This is a genomic window from Streptomyces ziwulingensis, from assembly GCF_039542605.1.
GTDB classification, from domain to species: domain Bacteria; phylum Actinomycetota; class Actinomycetes; order Streptomycetales; family Streptomycetaceae; genus Streptomyces; species Streptomyces ziwulingensis.
In genome coordinates this window covers 510,048-516,047 of the sequence record NZ_BAABIG010000022.1, presented here as the reverse complement: position 1 = coordinate 516,047, position 6,000 = coordinate 510,048, and the positions used below count along the sequence as shown (strand labels likewise).

Genomic DNA, 6,000 nt, shown 5'->3' with positions numbered 1-6,000 from the left:
GGCCGGGGCTGGCGCGCGGCGGCCGAGGCGGCGCTGTACGGGCCGGACGGCTTCTACCGCGGCCCCCGAGGCCCGGCCGCGCACTTCCGTACGTCCGTGCACGCCTCGCCGCTGTTCGCCGCCGCCGTGGCCCGGCTGCTGTGCCGGGTCGACGAGGCGCTGGGCCGGCCGGCGGCGCTGGACTTCGTGGACATGGCCGCCGGGCGGGGCGAACTGGCCGCGGGCGTCCTCGCCGCACTCCCCGCCGACGTGGCCGCACGCACCCGCGTGTGTGCCGTCGAGATCACCGGCCGCCCCGGGCACCTCGACCCCCGGGTCGCGTGGGCGGCCGAGCCGCCGCGCGGGATCACGGGGCTGCTCTTCGCCAACGAGTGGCTGGACAACGTGCCGCTGGAGATCGCGGAGGTGGACGCGGCGGGCGTACCCCGCCGGGTACTGGTCCGCGACGACGGCACCGAACGGCTCGGCGACCCGGTGGCCGGCCCCGAGGCGCGGTGGCTGTCCCGCTGGTGGCCCCTGCCGGCCGGAGCCGGGGCCGGCGAGGGGCTGCGGGCCGAGGTCGGGATCACCCGGGACGCCGCCTGGGCGGCCGCCGCGGCGACGGTGGAGCGGGGACTCGCCGTGGCCGTCGACTACGCGCACACGCGTGACGCGCGGCCGCCCTTCGGCACCCTGACCGGCTTCCGGGCGGGCCGGGAGACCGCGCCCGTGCCCGACGGGACCCGCGACCTCACCGCGCACGTGGCCCTGGACGCGTGCGCGGCGGCGTGCGCGCTCCCCGGGGAGCGCCTGCTCCCGCAGCGCGACGCCCTGCGCGCTCTGGGGATCTCCGGCGCACGCCCCCCGCTCGCGCTGGCCGCCAGTGACCCCGCCGCGTACGTACGGGCCCTCGCGGGCGCCGGCGAGGCCGCCGAACTGACCGCGCCGGGCGGCCTGGGCGACTTCGTCTGGCTGCTCCAGCCGGTACGACTGCCGCCGGGCGCCCTGGAGGCGGCGGACGGCGGCCTCCTGACACCGACAGCCTGACCCTGACCCCCGGCCCCAGCCCCGGTGACGCCCCCGGCACCGGCACCGGCACCGGCCTCGTAAAAAGCCTCGACCGGACGACCCGTCCACCGGGGGCCGGGGGACCAGGGGCTACTTGTCGATGTCCCCGACCACGAAGAACATCGAACCCAGGATCGCCACCATGTCCGCGACCAGCGTCCCGGGCAGCAGCTCGGTCAGCGCCTGGATGTTGTTGTACGAGGCCGAGCGCAGCTTCAGCCGGTACGGGGTCTTCTCCCCCTTGCTGACCAGGTAGTAGCCGTTGATGCCGAGCGGGTTCTCGGTCCACGCGTAGGTGTGGCCCTCGGGCGCCTTCAGGACCTTCGGGAGCCGCTGGTTGATCGGGCCGGGCGGCAGTTCGGCGACCCGGTCCAGGCAGGCGTCGGCGAGGTCGAGCGCGTTGTACGTCTGCTCCAGCAGGCACTCGAAGCGGGCGAGGCAGTCACCCTCGCTCCGGGAGACGACCTTCAGGACGTCCTGGAGTTCGCCGTACGCCAGATAGGGCTCGTCGCGCCGCAGGTCGAAGTCGACGCCGGAGGCCCGCGCGATCGGCCCGCTCACCCCGTACGCGTGCACGGCCTCGGGGCTGAGCGCGCCCACCCCGCGCGTGCGCCCCCGGAAGATCTCGTTGCCGAGCACGAGGTCGTCGAAGACGTCCATGCGGGAGCGCACCGCCGAGACGGCCGCACGCGCGCGCGTGGTCCACCCGGCCGGCAGGTCCTCCTTGAGGCCGCCGACGCGGTTGAACATGTAGTGCATGCGCCCGCCGGAGACCTCCTCCATCACGGTCTGCAGCACCTCGCGCTCCCGGAACGCGTAGAAGACCGGGGTGATGCCGCCCAGCTCCAGCGGGTACGAACCGAGGAACATCAGATGGTTGAGCACCCGGTTCAGCTCCGCGAGCAGCGTCCGGGTCCACACCGCGCGGGCGGGCACCTCCATGCCGAGCATCCGCTCCACGGCGAGGACCACGCCCAGCTCGTTGGAGAACGCCGACAGCCAGTCGTGGCGGTTGGCGAGCACGATGATCTGCCGGTAGTCGCGCGCCTCGAAGAGCTTCTCCGCGCCGCGGTGCATGTACCCGATCACAGGTTCCGCGCGGGTGATGCGCTCACCGTCCAGGAGGAGCTTGAGCCTGAGCACGCCGTGCGTGGACGGGTGCTGCGGCCCGATGTTCAGCACCATGTCGGTGCTCTCCGCCGCGCCGCCGATGCCGACCATGGTCTCCGTCGTGGGCGTCATGGACCCAGTCTCCCCTACGTACGCTGAACCCATGGAAACGGGGAGCCCGGACGACACGGGGACCGCGGTGGAGCACGCACCGGTGTGGACGGGGCTGCCGCCGGGACTGCTGCGCCTGAGACGGCTGCTGCTGGTGGTGTGGCTGGGGCTGCTGGTCCTGGCCACCGGAGTACTGCTCGGTCTCTTCGCCGGACCGGCCTGGGCGGTGTTCGCCCTGCTGCCGCTGGCCCTGCTGGTGTGGGGCTGGGTGATGCTGGAGCGCAACTGGCGCTCCTGGCGGTACGCCGAGCGCGCCGACGACCTGCTGATCAGCCGGGGCGTGCTGTGGCGGGAGGAGACCGTCGTGCCGTACGGCCGGATGCAGCTCGTCGAGGTGACCTCCGGGCCGGTCGAACGGCACTTCGGGCTGGCCAGCGTGCAACTGCACACGGCCGCCGCCGCGACCGACGCCACCATCCCCGGCCTCGTCCCGGCCGAGGCCGAACGCCTGCGCGACCGGCTCACCGAGCTGGGCGAGGCCAGGTCGGCGGGGCTGTGACCGTGACCGACGCCGAGGACGGCGCGCCCGTCGCCGAGGCCGGCCCGCCTCCCGTGACCGAGCGGCGGCTGCACCCCATAACGCCCCTGCGGCGGGCCTGGGCGCCGATCGCCGTGCTGGCCGGCTGGGCCGTGCACGACCCCGACCAGGCACAGCGCCAGCTCAGCCGGCTGACCACGACCACCCTGCTGATCGGGCTCGCCGTACTCATCCCGGCCGCCGCCCTGTACGGCTTTCTGACCTGGTGGTACACCCACTACGCGGTGACCGACACGGAGTTGCGGATCCGCACCGGCCTGTTCTTCCGGCGCACCGCTCACATCCGCCTCGAACGTCTCCAGGCCGTCGACGTCACCCAGCCGCTGCTCGCCCGGGTGGCCGGCGTCGCCAAGCTCAGGCTGGACGTCATAGGCGCCGAGAAGAAGGACGAGCTGGCCTTCCTGGGCGCCGGCGAGGCGGGGGCGCTGCGCGCCGAGCTGCTCGCGCGTGCGGCCGGTTTCGCCCCCGAGGACGCGGCCGGGATCGGTGAGGCGCCCGCGCGGCAGTTGCTGCGTGTGCCGCCCGGGGTCATCGCCGTCTCGCTGCTGCTGACCGGCGCGACCTGGGCCACGCTGGCCGCCGCCGTCGTCGTACCGACGCTGCTGTGGCTGGCCACCCACAGCCTGTGGACCGTGCTGGCGACGGCGGTGCCGCTGCTGGGCGCGGCGGGCGCGAGCAGCGTGGGGCGGTTCGTCGGCGAGTACGACTGGACGCTGGCCGAGTCGCCGGACGGGCTCCGCATCGACCACGGGCTGCTGGACCGTACGCACGAGACGGTGCCGCCGGGGCGGGTGCAGACCGTGCGGATCGTCCAGCCGCCGCTGTGGCGGCGGCGGAACTGGGTGCGGGTGGAGATCGACGTCGCCGGGTCCTCGAACTCCCTGCTGCTGCCCGTCGCCCCGCGCGAGATCGCCGAGTCCGTCGTCGCCCGCGTGCTGCCCGGCGTGACCGTACCGCCGCCGTCGGCGTTCACCCGCCCGCCGCACCGCTCCTGGCGGTGCGTGCCGCTGTGGTGGCGCGGTTACGGGCTCGCCGTCACGGACGCGGTGTTCGTGGCCCGGCAGGGGCTGCTGCGGCGGAGCCTGGCCCTGGTGCCGCACGCCAAGGTGCAGAGCGTGCGGCTGACGCAGGGGCCGTGGCAGCGCGCCGCGCGGGTCGCGGACGTACGGGTGGACACGGGGGCCGGCAAGACGGTGACGGCCCGGCTGCGCGACGCCGGAGAGGCGGCGGAGCTGCTGCGCGCCCAGGCGGAACGGTCCCGCACCGGGCGGCGCGACGCGCGACCGGACCGGTGGATGGCGCGGGGGTGACGGGGCGGCAGCCGGTCAGGACACCGCGCTGCGCAGTCCCTCCACGTCGATCTGCTCGGTCTCGTCGTGTGCCGTCAGGTCGATGACCTGGCCGACGCCGCGGGACTCCGCGCCGGCCGGCTTGAACCCGGCCTCGGCCTCGGCCTTGTGCAGGGCCAGCGCCTCCTGGCCCACCACGTCGGCGAGGTCCTCGTTCTGGACGGCCGCCAGGGTCTCCGAGCCCTCTTCGGCCGGACCGGAGGGGTCCGGCGTCTTGTTGCCGAAGAAGTCGAAGCCGCCCCCGCCCGCCGGACGCCGCGCGGGAGCGGCGGCCGGGGCGACCGCCACCGCGGTCGGCACGGTGAAGTGCCCGGAAGCCCGGTGGGTGGGCTGGGCCGGCGGGCCGGACCGGTCCGGCAGGGGCCGATCGGGCTGGTCGGGCTGATCGGGCTGATCGGGCCGACCCGGCTGATCGGAAGCGGACTCCGCGCGCTGGTGGCCGTCCGCGGCCTCGGGGCGTACCCGGCCCTCGTCCTGCGGGGCGGGATCGGCCGCCGCGTCGGCCTCCCGCCCACCACCGCCACCGTCGTCGTCACCGCCGTCGTCGTCGGTCTCGGCGGCGCCATCGGTGTCGGTGTCGGCGACGCCATCGATGTCCGTGTCCGTGTCGGTACCGGTGTCCGTGTCGTGCGCCGCGTGGGGGCCGGGGCCGGCGTCGGCTTCGTGGTCTGCCCGGGTGCCGCCGCCCTCGCCCTCCGCGTGGACTTCGGCCTCGTCGGCCCCCTCGGCCTCCTCGGTGTCCTCTGGGACCCCGCGGTCCTCGGCGGCCTCGGCGGGCTCGGCGGCCTCGGCGTTCCGGCCGTCGCGCTCGGACGCGTCCGCTCCGGTGGCGTCGGCCTTCTCCAGCCGCTCCGCCGCTGAGCCGGCCCGCAGGAACAGCCGCGAGCCCTTCGGGGAGAAGACCGAGGGGGCCTGCGCCCGCTCCGCGTCGCCGTCCGGGGTGGGGCCGCCGTTCTCGTCGGCCTCCGGGTCCGCCGTCACGTCGGGCTCGACGGGCCCCGCCTGGGCCGGCACCGCGCGGGCGGCGGGCAGTGCCGGGGCGGGGGCCACCGCCTCCAGTTCGAGCCGCCTACGGCCCTCCAGGGCGCTGGCGCGCTCGGTCTCCGCCGTGGCGTACCGGCGCAGGAGCGAGGCGTGCTCGTTGCGCAGCCCCGCCAGCTCCGCGCGCTTGGCGCGCAGCCGCTGCTCCAGCTTGCCGCGCAGCTCGCGCGACTCCTCCAGGTCCGACTCCAGCTCGGCGACACGTTCCTCGAAACGCCACTCGTCGCTCGCCCGCGCGCGCGTGAGGTCGGCGACGCGCCTGCCCGCCTGGGCGTCCCAGTGCCGCATGACGACGGCACCGGCGATCGCGGTCGCCGCCGCGGCGGCGGCCAGCGCACGGAGCACCGTCGTCTCGCTGAACACCCAGGGGCCGAGGGCGCAGACGACCGAGACGCCTGCGATCGCCGACGGGGGAAGCAGCCTGTGCAGAGGCGGGGAATGACGGTGACGTCCACGTGGCATGGCCAGAAACTTACCGCGCGTAGGCGAATCTTGGCGCCCCCACCCCACAAAAACACGGCAGTCTCAGAAGTGTTCACGAAGCATCAGGAAACAAAGTGTCATTCAGTCAAGATCATTTTTGTCGGCCGGGCCGCGCCCGGTGATCCGCCAAAGGGTCGGGTAAATCCCCGGCGGCCGGGCTCACAACGCGCTGAGCAGCGCTTTCGCGGACACCGGCGGGCGTTGCGCGGGGCCGTACGGCAATCCTCCCGGGAGGTTCCGCGAGCGACGATCTCCGAAGTC

General features: G+C 75.0%; 5 protein-coding genes. 3 read left to right on the top strand and 2 right to left on the bottom strand.

Translation table 11 applies throughout. From position 1 onward, the window contains the following. The coding region (locus ABEB00_RS13250; RefSeq protein WP_345619655.1) for an SAM-dependent methyltransferase at positions 1–1,026 on the top strand (1,026 nt) is incomplete at its 5' end. A gap of 111 nt (positions 1,027–1,137) precedes the next feature. Here ABEB00_RS13250 and ABEB00_RS13245 read toward each other — a convergent pair. Continuing rightward, positions 1,138–2,289, bottom strand: coding sequence for an NADH-quinone oxidoreductase subunit D (locus ABEB00_RS13245; RefSeq protein WP_345619654.1), 1,152 nt, complete (start codon positions 2,287–2,289; stop codon positions 1,138–1,140). Between the two features lie 31 nt (positions 2,290–2,320). On the opposite strand from ABEB00_RS13245, the gene ABEB00_RS13240 reads away from it, so the two are divergent. Both ABEB00_RS13240 and ABEB00_RS13235 read left to right on the top strand, forming a co-directional pair. After that, positions 2,321–2,827, top strand: a complete 507-nt coding sequence (locus ABEB00_RS13240; protein ID WP_345619653.1) for a PH domain-containing protein — start codon at positions 2,321–2,323, stop codon at positions 2,825–2,827. A gap of 2 nt (positions 2,828–2,829) precedes the next feature. After that, the gene (locus tag ABEB00_RS13235; RefSeq protein WP_345619685.1) at positions 2,830–4,176 is read left to right on the top strand and encodes a PH domain-containing protein; all 1,347 of its coding nucleotides are present in this window, start codon (positions 2,830–2,832) and stop codon (positions 4,174–4,176) included. Between the two features lie 15 nt (positions 4,177–4,191). Here ABEB00_RS13235 and ABEB00_RS13230 read toward each other — a convergent pair whose 3' ends face one another. After that, positions 4,192–5,718 carry a hypothetical protein gene (locus ABEB00_RS13230; protein ID WP_345619651.1) on the bottom strand — a complete coding sequence of 509 codons (1,527 nt, stop codon included), beginning with the start codon at positions 5,716–5,718 and terminating at the stop codon, positions 4,192–4,194. Positions 5,719–6,000: the final 282 nt, after the last annotated feature.